Raw genomic sequence first — 16,752 nt, 5'->3', positions numbered from 1 at the left:
GCCGTTCCGAACGTTTGCTTGTGTGGCGAGGTGTGCCTTGGTCGATCCCCTGAATGCCTGGTGGGCCCAGCAGCTGGTGCTGTGTGATTGGGCCTTCGCCCCCGATCCCCTGACGCTGGAGGCCGAGGTGGCCGAGGCGCGTCTGGAGGAGCTGGGGGTCGTCGACCGCGGCGAACTGGGCTGGCGCCTGCTGGAGGCGTTCGGCGCCGGGGGCGAGGCCCATCCGGGGCGGCTGCTCGCCGCGCTCGAGCTCGCGGCCCTGGCCGGCGCCGCCGGTTGGCTCGGCGAGCAGCGGGCCCGGGACTGGGGCCAGCGCATCGCCGAGGAGATCGGCGGCCGCTATCACGGCCTGGACGCCTGGCTGGATGCGCTGTGCCGCGCGCGTAGCGCCGAGGGCTGGGTCCACGGCGACGATGGCTTCAGCGAGGCCTGCGAGGCGCTGGCCGCGCTCGAGCATCAAGGCGAGGGCGTGACCTGGGACATGCTGCGCGAATGGCTGGCCGGTTCGCGCCGCGAGCCGGCGCTGTGGCCGGACGACGAAGCCGAACGGGTGTGGCGGCTGCGCGCGGCCTTCAGCCCGGTGCTGGAGGCACGGGCCGCGCCCCTCGACTGGCAGGGCGTCGAGGCCTGGCTGGCCGAGGGCTGGCAGGTCCAGGGCCGCGACGAGCTGATCCGGGTGCTGCTGTGGCTGGCGTCCCAGGGCGACCGACAGGCCTGGGACCTGGACGCCGAGCGCCTGCTGTCGGCCGCCGGTGAGGAGCGCCGCGCCTGGTGGGAGGGGCTGGCGCCGCGCGACCAGTCCGCCGGGCGCGTGCTGCTGACCCTGGTCGAGGGCGGCGAGCCGCTGGAATGGGCCGCCTGGGACTGGCTGCGCATGATCGATCTGGCCTGGGCCGGCCTGTGTCTGGGCTGGCTCGACGACGAGGAAGCCCGCCATTTCGCGCTCCACGGCGCCGACCTGGCGATGCATCGCTACAGCGACTGGATGGCCCTGGCCCGGGCCTACCAGCGCGGTCGCAGCCTGTTCGAGGCCCGCGACCTGCGCGGCGCGTTCGACGCCGACTGGGCGTTGCTGCTGCAGTCGCCGGTCAGCCCCTGGCGCCGGCCGCTAAAGGAGATCGCCGCGGACGAGGCTCTGGAGGCCTCGCGCCGGGCCATGCGTGACTGGCGACGCGATCCGAGCCACTGGGTGCTGGCCCTGGCCGCGGTGCGCGAGCCGGAGCTGGCGCTGCGCCAGGGCGTGGCGCCGTCGCTGGACGAGGCGCGCCAGCAGGATGCGCGCCGCTATCTTGCCGAGACCCTCGATCTGCACGCCGACGAGGGCCCCGAGGCGCTCTCGCGCTACTGGCTGCCGGCCCAGGCGCATCACCTCAACCAGCTGGCGGCGGACGGCGCCCACGGGGCCCTGCCACCGCCCGCCACGCCGTTCGGCCGCCCGACCAAGGGCGATCTGGCCGCCCGTGACGCCCTGGGCAAGGCCAGTCGACACGCGGCGACCATCCACATGGCCGAGAAGTATGCCTTTCACCTGCAGATGGCCATGGACAGCGGGCTGTTCGATGCCGACCGGCTGGCCGAGCTGGCCGCGGCCCTGCACGGTTCGCTGAGCCGCTTCTATGCCAGCCCGCGGCGGCTGCTGGCGGCCTGGGCGCAGTGGGAGGCGCTGTTGCCGGAGCCCGACCAGCCCTCGTTGGTGGCCGAGATCCGCTGGCATCTGGAAGACCCGGGCAGCCCCTTCCACTGGCTGGACTGGAAGAGCGGCGAATGGCGGGAGCCCGGCCCGCGGCCGAGCCTGCCGCACTTCACCGCCATGGCCCTGGTGGGGCCGCTGAACAGCCCGGCGTGGAGCCTGCCCCAGCCGGAGAGCGAGCGCGAGTGCGCCTCGATCCGCGAATGGGTCGACGGCCACTACGGCCTGCATACGGCCGGCGAGCTCGCCGACTTCATCGACTACCTGCTGGACGTCGGGGATCGGCAGGAGTATCAGATCAACTACGCCCCTTACACCCTCAACCGCAGCCGGCTGCTGTCGGAGATTGCCACCCTGGAGTCCGGCGAGTGCAGCGAGGAGGAGCGCAACCACCTGCTGCGCCTGATCCGCGTGCGCGACGGCGAAGAGGGCTGCAACGAGCTCGACATGACCGCCTGGGACCTGGCCCAGGCGGTGGACCTGGCGATCGCCGGTCGCCAGCTCGGCTGGCTGGCGGAGCCGGACTTTCTCCAGCGCCTGGAGCGGGCCCACGCCCTGGCCGCCCGCCACTATGGCGGCTGGGAGGAGTACGGTCGCGGCCTGCTGGCCGGCTTCTCCTTCTTCATGGGCGAGACGCCGGAGCGCGAGGCCTTCCTCGCCGGCTTCCGTCAGGCGCTGGTGAGCTGGCTGTCCGCCGCGCCGCCGCTGGCCGGGGCCTGGGCGAGCCTCGATTTCCCGGGCGCGCGGCTGCGTCACTGGGCACCGATGCACGTGGACACGCTGCCCGGTGATGGCCGGCAGCTGCATTAAACCGTTACGCTGGTTATGATGTCGACGGCTGGCGCCGACCGGCCGACATCATCTTCAAGACACACAGGGATCGGGGAAGGGGACAGGGATGTCGACGTGGAGTCGCGTTTCACTCGCAGGCCTGACATTGCTGCTGCTGACCGGTTGCGCCGGCAGCGGCGGATCGAAGCCGCCGGTGGACGATTATTTCGCCCGCGATATGCCGGGGCTGCCCGGCGGGGCGCAGATGTCGCCAGTCGACAATCCTGTCCTCGCGCTGCGCGGGCTGCGTAATCCGCCGCCGGCCCAGGTGCGCCAGGCGCTGCTGGTCGAGCACCAGCGCTGGCTCGGCACGCCCTACCGGCTGGGCGGCACCACCCGCCACGGTATCGACTGCTCCGCCCTGGTGCAGCGCGTCTTCGCCGAGGCCTTCGGCCTGGATCTGCCGCGCACCACCACCCAGCAGGTACGCGAGGGCGAAGCGGTGCCGCGCGACGACCTGCGTCCCGGCGACCTGGTGTTCTTCCAGCCGCCCGGCTATTACCATCACGTTGGCATCTATGTCGGTCAGGGGCGCTTCCTGCACGCCTCGACCTCCCGCGGGGTCAAGATTTCCTCCCTCGACAATCGCTACTGGCGCCACTACTACTGGCAGGCGCGGCGTCCGCTGGACGACGTGCATCTGGCGCAGCGCCTCGACGACGCCCCGTCCGATCGCGGCGAGGGCTGAGGACTCGCGCCAGGCGCTGCCTGACACGTCGACGCGCGCCGGCACCGCTCTGACATCGCCTAGCGGTTCTCCAGCACGAACGTCACGAAGGCCTGTTCGGCCCGCGACAGATAGGCGCCTTCCTTCCAGGCCAGCGACAGCGCCAGCCAGGCCGGCGGGTCGAAGGATACCGCCGCCAGCTCCGGCTCCTCGACCACCCGCCTGAGGAAGGTCGTGATGCCGAAGCCCTGGCGCACGATGGCCTTGGTCAGCGGAATCAGGTTCGACTCGAAGGCGACGTTGGCGCTGGCCCCGGTGTCACGCGCCAGGGCGTCGATGAACTCGCGATGAAAGTAGCCATCCTGGAACAGCACCAGCGGCTCGGCGAAGAAGGCCTCGGGCGTGACGCTGTCGCGTGCGGCGAAGGGGTGTTCCCGGGGCACGCAGACCACCATTTCTTCCCGCGCCAGCGCCTCGCGCGTCAGATGGCGGCTCTCGCCGTCGTCGATCACCACCCCCAGGTCCAGCTCGCCCGCGGCGATCATGCGCTGCAGGCGGCGAGCGCCGGCCTCCACCACCGTCAGCCGGATGCCCGGATGGCGCGCCTTGAAGCCCATCAGCAGCGGCGGGAAATAGTAGGAGCCCAGCATCGAGGGAATGCCGATCCGCAGCTCGCCCTTGACCAGCCCGTGAAGCTCCCGCATGGCAAGCTCCGCGGCTTCGGCCCGAGCCAGCAGGTCGCGGGCATGCTCGGCCAGGGCCTCGCCCTCGGCGGTCAGGGCGATGCGTCGCTCGTGGCGATGAAAGAGCGTGAGCTCGAGGCGATGTTCCAGGTTGGCGACGGTCTGGCTGACTGCGGACTGGGCCAGGTGCAGCGAGCGGGCGGCGGCGCTGAAGCCGCCATGGTCCACCACCGCCAGGAATACGCCGAGGCTGCGCAGGTCGAAGGGCAGGGCCATAAGAGAATCCGATGAGTTCCATCATTAACTTCTGCTTGGCTTATCATTGTGCGCCCTGGATCATGGGCAGCCAACCCGGAGGCCTTCATGATCGACGCTCACAGTCGCGCCTGGTGGCGCGCGACCCTGGCCCTGTGCCTGGGCTCCTTCCTCGTGTTTCTGAATCTCTATGTGGTGCAGCCGCTGCTGCCCTCGCTGCACCAGGCCCACGGCGTCTCGACGCTGGTCGCCAACCTGGCGATGTCGCTGGCCACGCTGTCGCTGGCGGCGGCACTGCTGGTGTTCGGCCCGCTGTCGGACGCCATCGGCCGCGGCGGCATCATGCGCCTGACGCTGCTGGCCGGGGGCGGGCTGTCGCTGGCGCTGGCGGTCGTGCCGGGCTTCGAGACGCTGCTGGCGCTGCGCGTGGTCCAGGGGTTCGTGCTGGGCGGGCTGCCGGCGGTGGCGATCGCCTGGATGGGCGACGAGTTCGAGCGCTCGGCCATGCTGCCGGCGGTGGGGCTCTACATCGCCGCCAACTCGCTGGGCGGCATCTCGGGGCGGGTGATCGGTGGCTGGGCCGCGGAATCGGCCGGGGTCTCGGCGAGCTTCCTGTGGGTCGGCGGCCTGACGCTGGCCGGCGTGGCGCTGTTCTGGTGGCTGCTGCCGCCGGCCCGCGGCTTCGCGCCGCGTCGTTTTCGGCTGAGCGAGGCGCTGGCCGACATGGCCGGGCACCTGCGCCAGCCCGAGCTGCGCGGCGCCTACCTGCTGGGCGGACTCAACTTCCTGGTCTTCATCAACCTCTACAGCTACCTGACCTTCCGCCTGGCGGATGCGCCGTTCTCGCTGGACGCGCGCCTGCTGGGACTCTTGTTCCTGACCTATCTGGGCGGCACCCTGGGTTCGTCGCTGTCCGGCCGCCTGGTGCGTCGCGCCTCGCCGCCGACCTGCATGGCGCTCGGCACGCTGCTGCTGGCCGCGGGCATGGCGCTGACGCTGGCGCCTTCATTGCCGGTCATCCTGGTCGGGCTGACGCTGGCCGCCTTCGGCTTCTTCCTGGCCCACTCCATGGCCTCGGGCTGGGTGGGGCGCCAGGCCAGGCGGGCCCGCGGCAGCGCCTCGGCGCTCTATCTGGTGTTCTACTATGTCGGCGCCAGCCTCGGCGGCGTGTGGCTCGAACCGTTCTGGCGCGCGGGACACTGGCCGGGCGTGGTGCTGGGCGGCGGCCTGGTGCTGCTCGTTACCCTGACGCTGGCCTGGCGGCTGCGTCGCGGGGAGCGCCGGCGGGCGGCGAAAGAGGCGTCGGCTCAGGGCATGGCGTGAGCCGACGCCTCGTCGCCCCAGACCTCCTCCAGCCGATCGGCACGCCCGCAGGCCGACTTGTAGAAGTGGTAGCGCACCGGATTCTTTTCGTAGAAGTCCTGGTGGTAGTCCTCGGCCGGGTAGAAGGCCGTGAAGTCGCGGATCTGGGTGCCGATCTCGCGGCCGAAGCGTTCGGCCACGGCGTCGCGACTGGCCTCGGCTAACGCGCGCTGCTCGTCGCCCATGACGAAGATGACGCTCTGGTAGGTCGCGCCCTTGTCGCAGAACTGACGGCCCACCGCGAAGGGGTCGATATTGCGCCAGAAGACGTAGAGCAGGGTGCGGTAGTCGACCGTGGCGGGATCGTAGTCCACCTTCACCACCTCGATATGGCCGGTGCCGCCGGCCGAGACCTGCTCGTAGCTGGGATTTTTCACCTCGCCGCCGGAGAAGCCCGAGGTCGTCGCGACCACGCCGTCGACCTCGTCGAAGGCCTGTTCCACGCACCAGAAGCAGCCGCCGCCGAACACGGCGCTCTCGGTGGCGGTGCCGTCGGACTCGGCGGCCGCGGGAACGGCGAACGCGGCCGCGAGCAGCAGGGCGGGCAGGCGAATCATGCGGTTGACTGTCATGATGGGAATCTCCTCCACGAGCGATGACGATGGGTCGGTCGCGAACGGCTTTCCTTACACGCGATTGACCGCCAGTGTAAGGGGAAGTGCCCGGCGACGACTCACAGGGCGTTACCTCACCATGGAACAGGGAGACCGACTTGACCAAGCGACGCCTGCTGCTGGGCCTGATCATTCTCGCCTTCGCCGCCTTCTTTCTCTCCGGTGCCGATCAACTGCTGACGCTGGATCATCTCAAGGCCGAGCAGGTCCGCTTCCAGGCCTGGCTGGCCGAGGACCCGCTGACCTTGGCCGGCGGCTTCTTCGCCCTCTACGTGGCAATGGCAGCGCTGTCGTTGCCGGGGGCGGCGCTGCTGACGCTGCTCGGCGGGGCGCTGTTCGGCTTCGGCTGGGGGCTGGTGCTGATCTCGTTCGCCAGCAGCCTGGGCGCGACCCTGGCGGCGCTGATCGCCCGCACCCTGGCCCGCGCGCCGCTGGAGCGGCGCTTCGCCGCCCAGCTCGAACGCGTCAACGCCGGCATCCGGCGTGAGGGCGCCTTCTATCTCTTCACCCTGCGGCTGATCCCGCTGTTTCCGTTCTTCGTCATCAACCTGGTGATGGGCCTGACGCGGATGCGGCTGACCACCTTCTATTGGGTCAGCCAGCTGGGCATGCTGCCGGGCACCGCGGTCTACGTGAATGCCGGCCGCGAGCTCGGCGACCTCGAGTCGCTGGCCGGCATCCTGTCGCCGGGGCTGATCCTGTCCTTCGCCCTGGTCGGGGTCTTTCCCTGGCTGGCCCGGGGGCTGGTGGGCCTGGTTAAGCGGCGCCGGCTGGCCCGGCGATTCTCCCGGCCGGCGCGCTTCGATCACGACATCGTGGTGATCGGCGGCGGTTCGGCCGGGCTGGTGGCGAGCTACATCGCCGCCGCGGTGAAGGCCCGGGTGGCACTGGTGGAGCGCGACCGGCTGGGCGGCGACTGCCTCAATACCGGCTGTGTGCCCTCCAAGGCGCTGATCCGCGCGGCGCGGGCCGCCGAGGAGGTGCGCCGGGCGCCGCGCTACGGCGTTACCGCCGGCGAGCCGAGCGTCGATTTCGCCGCCGTGATGGCCCACGTGCGCGAGGCGATTCGCGAGATCGAGCCCCACGACAGCCGCGAGCGCTACGAGGGGCTCGGCGTCGAGGTCGTCCAGGGCGAGGCACGGCTGGACGATCCCTGGCGGATTCGCGTATCCGAAGGCGAAAGCGAGCGGGTGATCACCGCGCGCCATGTGATCATCGCCAGCGGCGCCTCGCCCTGGGTGCCGCCGCTGCCGGGCATCGAGCAGGCCGAGCCGCTGACCTCGGACACCCTCTGGCAGCTCCAGGCGCTGCCCGAGCGCCTGCTGGTGCTGGGCGGCGGGCCTATCGGCTGCGAGCTGGGCCAGAGCTTCGCCCGGCTGGGCAGCCGGGTGACCCTGGTGGAGCTGGGCGGCCAGCTGCTTCCCCGGGAGGACGAGGACGCCGCCGAGGCGGTGGCCGACCGGCTGCGCGAGGAGGGCGTCGAGGTGCGCCTGACGGCCAAGGCGCTGCGGGTGATCGCGCTCGACGACGGTGGCCACGGCCTCGAGGTCGAGATCGGCCAGGGCAATGAGGCCGGCGATACGCGCCTCGACACGCTGCCCTTCGACCGGCTGCTGGTGGCGGTGGGGCGGCGCGCCAACGTGTCCGGCCTGGGGCTCGAGGCGCTGGGCGTCGAGACCGCCCCGGACGGCACCCTGGCGGTGGACGAGACGCTGCGCTCGGTGCTGCCCAACGTCTGGGCCTGCGGTGACGTGGCCGGGCCCTTCCAGCTGACCCATGCCGGGGCGCACCAGGCCTGGCATGCCGCGGTCAACGCCCTGTTCGGCGAGCTCAGGCGCTTCCGGGTCAGCTATCGGGCGCTGCCGGCGGTGACCTTCACCGACCCGGAGGTGGCGCGGGTCGGCCTCAGCGAGCGCGAGGCCCGCGAGCGCGGCATCGAGGTCGAGGTGACCCGCTACGCGCTGTCCGAGCTCGACCGCGCCATCGCCGACGGCCGGCGCGACGGCTTCGTCAAGGTGCTCACCGTGCCGGGGCGCGACCGCCTGCTGGGCGCCACCCTGGTCGGCCTGGGCGCCGGCGAGATGCTGGCCGAGTTCACCCTGGCGATGACCCACGGCATCGGGCTCAACAAGCTGCTCGGCACCGTGCATCCCTATCCGACCCGCAGCGAGGCGGTGAAGGCCACCGCCGGGGTGTGGAAGAACGCCCACAAGCCGGCACGGCTGCTGGCCTGGCTCGAGCGCTATTTCGCCTGGCGCCGGGGCGAGGGGCGCGCCGAGGGGAAGGGGGAGCGCGACGGGAGCGACAGACGAGACGAGAGTGACGCGAAAGGAGACGCCTGATGCTCGATCGCTGGACCATGCCGCTGACCCAGCGGCCGCTGAGATGGCTGGCCCGGGGGCTTGCGAAGATCGGCGTGCGGCCGGATCAGGTGACCGTGGTGGCCTTCCTGGTCGGCATGCTGGCGCTGCCGCTGCTGGCCATGGAGGCCTACGGCGCCGCTCTGGCGGTGATCCTGCTCAATCGGCTGGGCGACGGCCTGGACGGTGCCCTGGCGCGGCTGACCGATCACGCCAGCGACGCCGGCGGTTTCCTCGATATCGGCCTGGACTTCGTCTTCTACGCCGCCGTGGTGCTGGGCTTCGCCCTGGCCGACCCGGCCGCCAACGCCCTGGCCGCGAGCCTGCTGCTGTTCGCCTTCATCGGCACCGGCACGTCGTTTCTGGCCTTCGCCATCATGGCCGCCCGCCATGCGCTGGACCGGCCGCGCTTTCCGCGCAAGGCGTTCTATTACCTGAGCGGCCTGACCGAAGGCACGGAGACGCTGCTGGCGCTGGTGGCCTTCTGCCTGTGGCCGGGGCACTTTCCGCTGCTGGCGGTCGTCTTCGCCGCGGCCTGCCTGGTGACGACCGCGACCCGGCTGGCGGGCGGCTACCTGACCCTGAGGGCGCTGTCGGCCGGCTCGAGCTGATCGTCAGGGCCCCGGCGTGCGCCATGGTCAGGGGGCTGCATGGCGGCCTGACGTTGGCGCTCCCGGATTTTGCACGGCCCAGGCTGTCCCTTATGGTGTGGAGGGGGGCTGATTCGAGAAGGACACTCACTCACCTGTGTATGGAGCCTGGCATGTCCGATTCCTCTTCCTCGACGTCGTCCGATACGACGCCGCCGCACGTCGCCTTCGGCACCAAGGGGGCACACGCGCCCGACCTGGACCCGGGGCTTGCCGGTAGCCAGCTGGGCACGCCCCCGGGGGGTGGATGGCCCTCCCTCAAGGCCGTCGAGACGTTCCTGTGGTCGGAGCACCTGCCCGTCAAGGGCCATCTCGGCTTGCTGAAGATGAATCAGCCCGACGGCTTCATCTGCCCCAGCTGCGCCTGGCCGAATGGCGACAAGCCCAAGCGGGCGAATTTTTGCGAGAACGGCGCCAAGGCACTGGCGTGGGAGGCCACGAGCAAGCGCCTCGAGGATCGTTTCCTTGCCGACCATACGCTGAGCGAACTGCGCGAGTGGACGGATCATCAGCTGGAGCGCGAGGGGCGGCTGACGCGCCCGCTTCGCTATGACGCCGAGCAGGATCGCTACGTTCCCGCTTCCTGGGCGGCGGCCTATGCGGAAATCGGCCAGCGGTTGAAGGGTTACGAGAGTCCGAATCAGGTCGAGTTCTACACCTCGGGGCGCACGTCCAACGAGGCGGCCTTCCTGTTCTCGTTGCTGGGGCGCCTGTACGGCACCAACAACTTTCCCGATTGCTCCAACATGTGCCACGAGACCACGTCGCGGGCGCTGCCGGAGTCCATCGGCCTGGGCAAGGCCACGGTGAATCTCGACGACTTCTCCCAGGCGGATGCCATCTTCATCTTCGGCCAGAACAGCGGCACGAACAGCCCTCGCATGCTGGGAGACCTGCACGCGGCTCGCGCTCGCGGGGCCGAGATCGTCAGCTTCAATCCCCTGCGCGAGCGGGCGCTGATACGCTTCGCCGACCCGCAGTCCGCGAAGGACATGCTGGGGCGCGAGGGCACGGAGATCTGTACCCAGTACCATCAGCTGCGAATCGGCGGTGACCTGGCCGCGATCCAGGCGATGTGCAAGTACGTCATCGAGGCGGACGATGCGCGTCGCCGCGACGATCCGCATGCCGCGGGCTACCTCGACCACGCCTTCATTGCCCAGCACTGCCATGGCTTCGAGGCCTTCGCCGATTACTGTCGGGCGCTGTCGTGGGACGACCTGGTCGGCATGTCCGGTCTGTCGCGTGAGTCACTGCAGCAGGCCGCACAGACCTATCTCGAGGCCGATCGCGTCATCTGCTGCTGGGGAATGGGGATTACCCAGCACGCTCGGGGCGGCGACACCATCCAGCAGATCATCAACCTGCTGCTGCTGCGCGGCAACATCGGGCGTCCGGGCGCCGGGGCCTGCCCGGTCCGTGGCCATTCCAACGTGCAGGGGGATCGTACCGTCGGGATCGAGAATCTGCCCAAGCCCGAGATGCTGGACGCCTTCGATCGGGTCTTCGACATGCAGTGTCCGCGCGACCCTGGCCATGATGTGGCCGAGTGCTGCGAGGCCATCCTGCGTGGTGAGGTGAAGGCCTTCATCGGCATGGGCGGCAACTTCTTTCGTGCCATCCCCGACCAGCAACGCGTGGTCCGGCGTGTGGGCGAGCTGGACATGACCGTGCACATCGCCACGAAGCTCAATCGCAGTCATCTTCATCCTGGTCGGCATGGCTGGGTGCTGCCGACGCTGGGGCACAGCGAGCGTGATCGTCAGGCAGGCCCCGACGGCCAGGGCGCGGAGCAGGTGACAAGCGTCGAGGACGGCATGTGCAACGTCTCGCCGTCGCGCGGCATGCTCGCCCCGGCCGACCCCTCGCTGCCATCGGAAATCGCCATCACCTGTCAGCTGGCCAAGGCGACGCTGCCGGCGCACCCTTCCCTGGATTGGGACTGGCTGCAGGCGGACTATGCCCGCATCCGGGATCGCATCGAGGCGGTCTTCCCGCAGATTTTCCCCGACTACAATGCGCGTCTGGCCGAGGGAGGCTTTCGCATCCGGACGCCGCCTCGAGAGCGCATCTGGCCGACCGACAGCGGGCGCGCCAACTTCCTGTTCCCCGATGGGCTGGGCGCCGATGAGCCGGGCCTCGACAAGGTCACTCACGAGACGCTCGACAGGAATAGCGTCTTCCTGCTGATTACCCTGCGGGGGCATGATCAGTTCAATACCACCGTCTATTCGGAGGATGACCGCTATCGAGATGTCTACGGCACCCGCATGGTGGTGATGATCAGCCCCCAGGATCTTGAGGCGCTCGGCTTCACCGAAGGCCAGCGTGTGCGGCTGGAGACGGCCAGCGAGGATGGCCTTGAGCGTGGCATGTCGGGCTTTCGGCTCAAGGCCTACGACATTCCGAGCGGCTGCCTGGCGGCGTATTATCCGGAAACCAACGACCTGATTCCGCTGGATCATCGGGATGCCCGCAGCAATACGCCGGCCTCGAAGTCGGTGCCGGTGCGTCTGCGCCCGATGGACGCCGAGGAGGTGAATGCGCGCGAGGGAGTGCTGGCCAGCGTCTGAGGCCGGCGTTGACTGCTCATCTCGACGGGACAGGCATAGAAAAGGGGCAGCCCGTGGGCTGCCCCTTTTTCGTCCTGGCTGGCGGCGAGCTTAGTGCTCGTGGCCACCTTCGCCGTGGACGTGGCCGTGCTCGACCTCTTCCTGGCTGGCCTCGCGGACTTCGGCGATCTCGACGTCGAAGTTCAGGGTCTGGCCGGCCAGCGGATGGTTGCCGTCGACGGTGACGGTGTCGCCTTCGACCTGGGTCACGGTGACCATTAGCGGACCGCCCTGGGTCTGCGCCTGGAACTGCATGCCCGGCTCGATGCTTTCGACGCCCTGGAAGGCGTCGCGCGGGACTTCCTGCACCAGCTGCGGCTGGACTTCGCCGTAGCCTTCTTCGGGGGCGACCTTGGCCTGGAGCTTGTCGCCAGCCGCACGACCTTCCATTTCCTTCTCGAGGCCCGGAATGATGTTGCCGGCGCCGTGGAGGTAGGTCAGCGGCTCACGGCCTTCCGAGCTGTCCAGCACTTCCCCTGCATCGTTGGTCAGGGTGTAGTGGAAGGCCACAACGGAATTCTGTGCGATTTGCATGATGAACCTATCGATGAGTGCGTGTGCGCGCATGGTAACGTGGCTTCCCGGGGACTGTCAGTGGCGTAAGGAGATTTTTCAGCTTGCTCGCGGCGATCCTGAGCGGGATTCACGCCTTGTCCCCGTGGTTGCGTGCTTCTGAAGGCGGGGATACCCTTTGTGCGACGCTTTTTCCCCGTTCATTCGTTCCCTGCTGGAGACTCCTCCATGACCTTGACCGTCATCTGGCTGATCGCCTTTGCCGTGATCCTCTTCCTGTGCCTGAGCCGCTGGGAGGCCACCGTCAGCTCGGCGCTCGACAAGCTGATGCCGTCTGTACTGCGCAGCGAGGACGACCGCTGGGTGTGGAGCCCGGCCATTGCCGTGCTGGGCGCTACCGCCATCGTGCGCCCGGTGGATCTGCTGCTGACGCTGGTCATCATCGGCCTGATCGTGCTGATCGGCAGCAAGCTGGTGTGCTGGGCGATGCGCAAGGCCAACTTCCACTGAGGTTGACGCCTGCTCGACGAGAAGGCCCGCGGCGCATGCGCCGCGGGCCTTCTGCGTTATCGCGTCGGCGTATCGACGGCGCGGGGCTCAGTAAGGCGCCACGCTGACGTTGTTGCCGGTGCCGATCAGGCGCACCTTCTGGCCGACCTGGAACGGCTGATCGGCCTTCTGCACCACCACCACGGTCTGGCCGGTCTGCTTGCGGATCTCGAGCTCCCAGGCGTCGGTGCGATTGGCGCTGTCCTCGATCTTCTTGCCGGCCACGCTGCCGCCGATGGCGCCGGCCGCGGTGGCCAGGGTGCGGCCCGAGCCGCCGCCGATCTGGTTGCCCAGCAGTCCGCCGATGACGGCGCCGCCGAGGCCGCCCAGCGCGCCGCTGTTCTGATCCCCGGCCTGGATCTGCACCCGCCGCATGGCGGTGATGGTGCCGATGCTCACGTTCTGGGCCACCTTGGCCTGATTGCCGGAATAGACGTTGCCCGAGTAGGGCGCGGTGTTGGCGCAGCCCGCCAGGGTCAGGGCGCCGAGGGCGACGATGGGAAGAAAGCGCTTCATGAATGACTCCTTGCAAGTCGGTGAGCGACGCCGTTGGTGTCGCGCCGTATGGCTTCCGTAAGACATGGTGCAGCGGAGCGTATGCTCGCCGTTGTTCATACCCTGCCTGTAGACGCGATTTTTGACCAGCGAATGCCGAAAAGGTGCGCCTGCGAACGAGGGCGGCCGGTGGCGAAGCGAGTGCCATGAAAAAGCCCACCCCGCAGGGCGGGGTGGGCAATGGCTAGTCAGGCTGTCGCGGAAAGGCGCCTCATTCCTCCTCTTGCTGCAAGGCGTCGCCGGTCAGCACCTCGTCCCAGGCATCGTCGAGGGAGTAGCCCACGCGGCTGTCGACGGTATCGATCACCTCGACGGCGTGCTGCAGGGATTCCCGGTTGCCCTTCAGGGCCAGCACCAGCTTGGCGAGTTCCTGCTTGCTGAAGGTGCTGGCAATGAGGTCGGCTTGGTGGCTCAGTTCGATGCAGTTCATGTGTAACACCTCGTTCAGTCGCCATCGTCGATGGCATTAGGGGGCGTTTGCTACGCATGCCGGGCCGGGTAAGCGCCCTATGCTGCAGTCGCGAAGTGGTCACAAGCTTGGAAAGACCATCGCCTATGGCGCCTGGATCATCGACAAGAGCGCCTTCGTTGTAGCTTTCAGCGCGGGTCGCCGGTCGGGGTAGCGACGCGTTGTCCTGCGCTGTGAATTGACTATGGTGCAGCACGGTAGAACCGACCATGCCTCATTGGCCGCAGCCGGGGTTGTAACTCGACTACATCGTGTAAGGAACGTCGCGGATGTTGTTGGCATGCTTCATGGGTGCGAGGTGCGAGGTGCGAGGTGCGAGGTGCGAGGTGCGAGGTGCGAGGGGCGAGGTGCGAGGGGCGAGGTGCGAGGGGCGAGGTGCGAGGGGCGAGGGGCGAGGGGCGAGGAGAGAGGAGAGAGGAGAGAGGAGACAGGGGCGATGCGAGTCGGGGCAGTGAGCGCCGGGTAGGCCGACAGTAAAAAAGGGGAGGCCGAAGCCTCCCCGAGTGTCTTGTCGTGGCGGTGGTGCTGCGTTCGATCAGCCGAACTGGTTCATGGTGTTGTCCTTGCCGCCGGCCTTGAGCGCCGCCTCGCCGTGGAAGAACTCCTTGTGGTCGTCGCCGATGTTGGAGCCGGCCATGTCCTGGTGCTTGACGGTGGCGATGCCCTCGCGAATCTCGCGGCGCTGGACGCCCGCCACGTAGGCCAGCATGCCTTCTTGGCCGAAGTAGCCCTTGGCCAGGTTGTCGGTGGACAGGGCCGCGGTGTGGTAGGTCGGCAGAGTGATCAGGTGGTGGAAGATGCCGGCCTCGCGGGCGGCGTCGCGCTGGAAGTTCTGCGTCCACTCGTCGGCCTGGCGACCCAGCTCGGTGGCGTCGTACTCGGCGTTCATCAGGTCGGCGCGGTCGTAGGCGCTGACGTCGCGGCCCTCGGCCTCCCAGGCGTCGAATACCTGCTGGCGGAAGTTCAGAGTCCAGTTGAAGGACGGCGAGTTGTTGTAGACCAGCTTGGCGTCCGGGCAGACCTCGCGCACGCGGTCCACCATGCCCTTGATCTGGCCGACGTGGGGCTTCTCGGTCTCGATCCACAGGAGGTCGGCGCCGTTCTGCAGGCTGGTGATGCAGTCCAGCACCACCCGGTCCTCGCCGGTGTCCGGCTTGAACTGGTAGAGGCCGGAGGCCAGGCGCTTGACCTTGACCAGCTTGCCGTCCTGCTTGATCACCACGTCGCCGTTGGCGATATCGTCCGCGGAGGCGATCTCGTCGCCGTCGAGGAAGGCGTTGTACTGGTCGCCCAGGTCGCCCGGCGCGTGGCTGACGGCGATCTTCTGGGTCAGGCCGGCGCCCAGGGAGTCGGTGCGGGCGACGATCACGCCGTCTTCCACGCCGAGCTCCAGGAAGGCGTAGCGCACGGCATTGAGCTTGGCGATGAAGTCCTCGTGGGGCACGGTGACCTTGCCGGCCTGGTGGCCGCACTGCTTCTCGTCGGAGACCTGGTTCTCGATCTGCAGGCAGCATGCCCCGGCCTCGATCATCTTCTTGGCCAGCAGGTAGGTGGCCTCGGCGTTGCCGAAGCCGGCGTCGATGTCGGCGATGATCGGCACCACGTGGGTCTCATGGTTGTCGATCTGGCCTTCGAGCTCGGCGACCCTGGCGCTGTCGCCGGCCTCGCGGGCGGCTTCCAGGTCGCGGAACAGGTGATTGAGCTCCCAGCTGTCGGCCTGGCGCAGGAAGGTGTAGAGCTCCTCGATCAGCGCCGGCACGCTGGTCTTCTCGTGCATCGACTGGTCGGGCAGCGGGCCGAACTCGGAGCGCAGTGCGGCGACCATCCAGCCGGAGAGGTACAGGTAGCGGCCCTTGGTCTCGCCGAAGTGCTTCTTGATGGAGATCATCTTCTGCTGGCCGATGAAGCCGTGCCAGCAGCCCAGCGACTGGGTGTACTTCGCGGTGTCGCCGTCGTAGGCCGCCATGTCCTCGCGCATGATCCGGGCGGTGTAGCGGGCGATGTCCAGGCCGCTCTGGAAGCGGTTCTGAACGCGCAGCCGGGCGGCGTGCTCGGGCGTGATGTTGTCCCACTTGCCGCGCTGACCTTCGCGCAGCTGGGTCAGGGTCTTGAGCTGTTCTTGAAACGTTGCCATGGAGCCATCCTCTCTGCCTGCTGGGGGAGGTCGCCCGGTCTCGTCTCGGCGTGATTGCCGTCTGGTGTCGACGAAGCCTCATGCTGCGACCGCGAAGCGCTATCAGGTTCGTCCGCTTTCCCGAGTCTGTCTCCAGGAGGCTGGTCGAACCTCGTCGAGAGAGGAAAGTGCCCGGCGACTACATGGCACAAGCGTCGATGCCGGGCGTCCCTCGCTCGCCTTGGATATCACTATGGGCCGCCATGGCGCGGCTCAACAATTGATCCTTGGGGGCAGCGAGGGTTGTAGCCCGACTACAGAATGGGGGTGTGAGGCGTGTTTCCTGTAGTCGGGTTTCCCGCGCTGGATGCGGGAGAGGGCATCAGGCGTCGAGGCGAAGCATCATGTTGCGGTGCGGAATGCCGGCGTCCATGAAGGTGTCGCCGAAGGCCTCGAAGCCCAGCCGCTCGTAGAAAGCGAGGGCATGGGTCTGAGCGGCGAGCTCGGCCGCGGGCAGGCCGCGATGGCGGGCGGCGGCGATGGCCGCCTCCATCAGCGCCAGTCCGATGCCGAGCCCACGCGCCTCGGCCAGCACGGCGACGCGGCCGATATGGCCGTCTGGCAGCAGCCGGGCGGTGCCCAGGGGGCGGCCGTCGGCCAACGCCAGGAAGTGCAGGCACTCGGGATCGCGGCCGTCCCATTCCTCGTCCCTGGGCACGTCCTGCTCCTCGATGAAGACGACGCGGCGGATCTCGCCGGCCGCCTCGCCGAGGGTCTGCCAGTCGCCCTCACGGATCTCGACGTTACCACTCATGCGCTTACTCCTCGT

The 16,752-nt window shown here is 68.8% G+C and carries 14 protein-coding genes; 7 read left to right on the top strand and 7 right to left on the bottom strand.

Translation table 11 applies throughout. The features are described from left to right. Positions 1-37: 37 nt before the first annotated feature. On the top strand, positions 38-2,500 hold the full coding sequence (locus MYL53_RS06700; RefSeq protein WP_247852844.1) for a DUF1266 domain-containing protein: 2,463 nt from the start codon (positions 38-40) through the stop codon (positions 2,498-2,500). A gap of 121 nt (positions 2,501-2,621) precedes the next feature. Next, positions 2,622-3,209, top strand: a complete 588-nt coding sequence (locus MYL53_RS06695; RefSeq protein ID WP_247853000.1) for a C40 family peptidase — start codon at positions 2,622-2,624, stop codon at positions 3,207-3,209. 59 nt (positions 3,210-3,268) lie between these two features. On the opposite strand, the gene MYL53_RS06690 is transcribed toward MYL53_RS06695, so the two are convergent. Continuing rightward, a complete protein-coding gene (locus tag MYL53_RS06690; protein WP_247852843.1) occupies positions 3,269-4,147 on the bottom strand; it encodes a LysR family transcriptional regulator in 879 nt (292 codons plus the stop codon). 87 nt (positions 4,148-4,234) lie between these two features. Between MYL53_RS06690 and MYL53_RS06685 the strand changes: the two genes are divergently transcribed. Beyond that, a complete protein-coding gene (locus tag MYL53_RS06685; protein WP_247852842.1) occupies positions 4,235-5,449 on the top strand; it encodes an MFS transporter in 1,215 nt (404 codons plus the stop codon). On the opposite strand, the gene msrA is transcribed toward MYL53_RS06685, so the two are convergent. Next, entirely contained in the window at positions 5,434-6,060 is a 627-nt protein-coding gene (gene msrA / locus MYL53_RS06680) for a peptide-methionine (S)-S-oxide reductase MsrA (protein ID WP_247852841.1), read from the bottom strand. The genes MYL53_RS06685 and msrA overlap by 16 nt on opposite strands. Before the next feature lie 140 nt (positions 6,061-6,200). Between msrA and MYL53_RS06675 the strand changes: the two genes are divergently transcribed. The 3 genes from MYL53_RS06675 to MYL53_RS06665 are packed head-to-tail and all read left to right on the top strand — an operon-like array spanning position 6,201 to position 11,685. Next, the gene (locus tag MYL53_RS06675) at positions 6,201-8,444 is read left to right on the top strand and encodes an FAD-dependent oxidoreductase (protein ID WP_247852840.1); all 2,244 of its coding nucleotides are present in this window, start codon (positions 6,201-6,203) and stop codon (positions 8,442-8,444) included. Then, entirely contained in the window at positions 8,444-9,073 is a 630-nt protein-coding gene (locus MYL53_RS06670; protein WP_247852839.1) for a CDP-alcohol phosphatidyltransferase family protein, read from the top strand. The genes MYL53_RS06675 and MYL53_RS06670 overlap by 1 nt, the downstream gene beginning before the upstream one ends. A 23-nt stretch (positions 9,074-9,096) precedes the next feature. Then, a complete protein-coding gene (locus tag MYL53_RS06665) occupies positions 9,097-11,685 on the top strand; it encodes an FdhF/YdeP family oxidoreductase (protein ID WP_247852838.1) in 2,589 nt (862 codons plus the stop codon). A gap of 90 nt (positions 11,686-11,775) precedes the next feature. Here MYL53_RS06665 and MYL53_RS06660 read toward each other — a convergent pair whose 3' ends face one another. Further along, positions 11,776-12,258, bottom strand: coding sequence for an FKBP-type peptidyl-prolyl cis-trans isomerase (locus MYL53_RS06660; RefSeq protein ID WP_035595239.1), 483 nt, complete (start codon positions 12,256-12,258; stop codon positions 11,776-11,778). 207 nt (positions 12,259-12,465) lie between these two features. Between MYL53_RS06660 and MYL53_RS06655 the strand changes: the two genes are divergently transcribed. Beyond that, positions 12,466-12,747, top strand: a complete 282-nt coding sequence (locus MYL53_RS06655; RefSeq protein ID WP_247852837.1) for a hypothetical protein — start codon at positions 12,466-12,468, stop codon at positions 12,745-12,747. 87 nt (positions 12,748-12,834) lie between these two features. Here the strand turns inward: MYL53_RS06655 and MYL53_RS06650 are convergent, their stop codons facing one another. From MYL53_RS06650 to MYL53_RS06635, 4 genes are all read right to left on the bottom strand, one after another. Beyond that, positions 12,835-13,302, bottom strand: coding sequence for an outer membrane lipoprotein (locus MYL53_RS06650; protein ID WP_247852836.1), 468 nt, complete (start codon positions 13,300-13,302; stop codon positions 12,835-12,837). A gap of 250 nt (positions 13,303-13,552) precedes the next feature. After that, positions 13,553-13,771 carry a hypothetical protein gene (locus MYL53_RS06645; protein WP_247852835.1) on the bottom strand — a complete coding sequence of 73 codons (219 nt, stop codon included), beginning with the start codon at positions 13,769-13,771 and terminating at the stop codon, positions 13,553-13,555. Positions 13,772-14,345: 574 nt separating this feature from the next. Continuing rightward, the gene (locus MYL53_RS06640; RefSeq protein WP_247852834.1) at positions 14,346-15,944 is read right to left on the bottom strand and encodes an isocitrate lyase; all 1,599 of its coding nucleotides are present in this window, start codon (positions 15,942-15,944) and stop codon (positions 14,346-14,348) included. 361 nt (positions 15,945-16,305) lie between these two features. After that, positions 16,306-16,737 carry a GNAT family N-acetyltransferase gene (locus MYL53_RS06635; RefSeq protein WP_247852833.1) on the bottom strand — a complete coding sequence of 144 codons (432 nt, stop codon included), beginning with the start codon at positions 16,735-16,737 and terminating at the stop codon, positions 16,306-16,308. Positions 16,738-16,752 lie beyond the last annotated feature (15 nt).

The organism is Halomonas getboli (assembly GCF_023094245.1).
In the GTDB taxonomy this organism is placed as follows: Bacteria; Pseudomonadota; Gammaproteobacteria; order Pseudomonadales; family Halomonadaceae; genus Halomonas; species Halomonas getboli.
The sequence above is the reverse complement of the archived record's forward strand: the minus strand, read 5'-3'. Positions and strand labels throughout refer to the sequence as shown.

What these genes read in the sequence shown, in the direction of transcription:
- MYL53_RS06660 (WP_035595239.1), bottom strand. Translation starts at nt 12,258, where the DNA reads ATGCAAATCGCACAGAATTCCGTTGTGGCCTTCCACTACACCCTGACC.
- MYL53_RS06690 (WP_247852843.1), bottom strand. Translation starts at nt 4,147, where the DNA reads ATGGCCCTGCCCTTCGACCTGCGCAGCCTCGGCGTATTCCTGGCGGTG.
- MYL53_RS06655 (WP_247852837.1), top strand. Translation starts at nt 12,466, where the DNA reads ATGACCTTGACCGTCATCTGGCTGATCGCCTTTGCCGTGATCCTCTTC.
- MYL53_RS06665 (WP_247852838.1), top strand. Translation starts at nt 9,097, where the DNA reads ATGGTCAGGGGGCTGCATGGCGGCCTGACGTTGGCGCTCCCGGATTTT.
- MYL53_RS06640 (WP_247852834.1), bottom strand. Translation starts at nt 15,944, where the DNA reads ATGGCAACGTTTCAAGAACAGCTCAAGACCCTGACCCAGCTGCGCGAA.
- MYL53_RS06635 (WP_247852833.1), bottom strand. Translation starts at nt 16,737, where the DNA reads ATGAGTGGTAACGTCGAGATCCGTGAGGGCGACTGGCAGACCCTCGGC.
- msrA (WP_247852841.1), bottom strand. Translation starts at nt 6,060, where the DNA reads ATGACAGTCAACCGCATGATTCGCCTGCCCGCCCTGCTGCTCGCGGCC.
- MYL53_RS06670 (WP_247852839.1), top strand. Translation starts at nt 8,444, where the DNA reads ATGCTCGATCGCTGGACCATGCCGCTGACCCAGCGGCCGCTGAGATGG.
- MYL53_RS06650 (WP_247852836.1), bottom strand. Translation starts at nt 13,302, where the DNA reads ATGAAGCGCTTTCTTCCCATCGTCGCCCTCGGCGCCCTGACCCTGGCG.
- MYL53_RS06645 (WP_247852835.1), bottom strand. Translation starts at nt 13,771, where the DNA reads ATGAACTGCATCGAACTGAGCCACCAAGCCGACCTCATTGCCAGCACC.
- MYL53_RS06685 (WP_247852842.1), top strand. Translation starts at nt 4,235, where the DNA reads ATGATCGACGCTCACAGTCGCGCCTGGTGGCGCGCGACCCTGGCCCTG.